This window comes from Dokdonella sp., from assembly GCF_049593775.1.
Taxonomy (GTDB): domain Bacteria; phylum Pseudomonadota; class Gammaproteobacteria; order Xanthomonadales; family Rhodanobacteraceae; genus Dokdonella.
Window position 1 is genome coordinate 1 of sequence record NZ_JBAWHJ010000177.1, and the last position, 1,519, is coordinate 1,519.

A 1,519-nucleotide genomic window follows, 5' to 3' on the forward strand; every position below is an offset into this window, starting at 1 on the left:
GGGTGCACGAGCGCAACGTTCACCGCCTCCCCATCGGGGCAACCCGGTACACCCTGACTGCGCTGGTAGCCAGTGGTTGCGGCAAATCGCACCGGTCACGCCTGCAAAACCCGGTGCCGCAACGCAACTGCGTAGAATGAAGTTGCTTTCAGGGGGTCCGAAATGGCAAATGTGAGTGAGGAAATTCAGGTTCCAGCGCTGTATCTGAAGCGCGGTGAAGACACGCGCCTGCGCGCCGGACACCTCTGGGTGTTTTCGAATGAGGTTGATGTGCAGCGTTCGCCCTTGTCAGGATTCGAGCCTGGGCAGGTATGTGCAATTGTCGATAGCCGGGACAAGCCGATCGGCGTCGGCTACGTCAATCCGAACTCGCTGATCTGCGCACGCCTGGTCAGTCGAGGGCTGGAACATGCGCTGGACAAATCCCTGATCGTGCATCGACTGAAAGTTGCCCTGGCCATGCGCGAGCGCCTCTACGGCGAGCCGTATTACCGACTGGTGTTCGGCGAATCCGACGGTTTGCCCGGCCTGACCGTCGACCGTTTTGGTGACGTGATCGTCGCGCAGACGACGACCGCCGGCATGGAGCGTCTCAAGGATGAAATCACCGAAGCGGTTGCCAAGGTGATCAAGCCTCGGCAGTTGTGGTGGAAGAACGATGCCTCGATCCGCACCATGGAGAACCTGCCCAGTTATGCCGACCTCGGCCTGGGTGAGCCGGCGAGCGAGCCCCTGATCGTGCGCGAGGCCGGCCTCGAATTCGAATGTGATCCGGTAGGCGGTCAGAAGACCGGCTGGTTCTACGACCAGCGCGGAAATCGCGATTGCCTGGAACATCTGGTCAAGGGCAAGCGCGTACTCGACATGTTCAGCTATCTTGGCGGCTGGGGCCTGCGCGCGGCCGCATACGGCGCCAGCGAGGTGGTGTGTGTCGACGCTTCGCAACCGGCTGTCGATGCGATTGCACGAAACATCGAGCGCAATGGATTCTCCGATCGCGTGAGCGCCGTGCGCGCGGACGCATTCGATCACCTGAAGACATTGCGCGAGCAGCGTGAACGCTTCGATGTCGTCATTCTCGATCCGCCTGCCTTCGTAAAACGCAAGAAGGATCTCGCCGAGGGTCGCGTTGCCTATCGGCGATTGAATGAACTGGGCATGCAGGTGCTCGAGCGCGATGGCATCCTGATCACCTGCTCATGTTCGTACCACATGCCGCGCACGGTACTGCTCGATGGCGTGCAGCAAGGTGCGCGTCATCTGGATCGTCAGGCGCAGTTGCTCTGGAACCTGCAGCAGGGGCCGGATCATCCCATTCATCCGGCGATTGCCGAAACCGAGTACCTGAAGGGTTTTGTCCTACGCATCCTGCCAGCCTGAGTGGTCGCTGGCATAATGTCGTGAAGATCAAACGACCATTCGCCAAGAAGAATTCATGCACTACTTCGTAGATTTCGATCCGATTGCCTTTTCCATTGGTCCGCTGGCCGTGCACTGGTACGGCATCATGTACCTCGTT

At 59.7% G+C, this 1,519-nt stretch carries 1 protein-coding gene; it reads left to right on the forward strand.

Going from position 1 to position 1,519, the window contains the following annotated elements; genetic code table 11:
* The first annotated feature begins 183 nt into the window (after positions 1–183).
* Entirely contained in the window at positions 184–1,380 is a 1,197-nt protein-coding gene (locus WBP53_RS06170; RefSeq protein ID WP_423926995.1) for a class I SAM-dependent rRNA methyltransferase, read from the forward strand.
* Positions 1,381–1,519: the final 139 nt, after the last annotated feature.